The organism is Ligilactobacillus equi DSM 15833 = JCM 10991 (genome assembly GCF_001435735.1).
GTDB classification, from domain to species: domain Bacteria; phylum Bacillota; class Bacilli; order Lactobacillales; family Lactobacillaceae; genus Ligilactobacillus; species Ligilactobacillus equi.
The window spans coordinates 1-366 of record NZ_AZFH01000118.1; the positions used below are offsets into that span (position 1 = coordinate 1).

General features: G+C 36.3%; 1 protein-coding gene. It reads right to left on the bottom strand.

What is annotated here, in order from left to right; genetic code table 11:
• Window positions 1-108: 108 nt before the first annotated feature.
• Window positions 109-366, bottom strand: a 258-nt coding sequence (locus tag FC36_RS07385) for a zinc ribbon domain-containing protein (protein ID WP_156409549.1), incomplete at its 5' end; no start/stop codon positions are given.

The window sequence follows — 366 nt, forward strand, 5'->3', positions numbered from 1 at the left end:
ACTAAAGTGACGGGTTTCTGGGAACACTAAGTAGTGTTTAGGATGTTATATGGTATGCCAAAACCCAACTCACAGAACTTAGCTATCTTACCAAGGCTAGTTCCTAGCCTACTGGATATTTAATTGATTTAAACCACGATTTAAAATATTTAAACTAGCGTTTATGTCTCTATCGTGGTTTTTGTGGCAATAAGGGCACGTCCAGTTACGTGTACCTAGCCATTGTGATTGTGTTAAACCATCAAATTCATGATTTTTCTTACCACAATCAGAACAAATACGACTTGTGTTTTTAGGGTCTACAATCACCAATTGTTTACCATACCAGTTACACTTGTATTCAAGCATTGACTTAAAAGCATACCA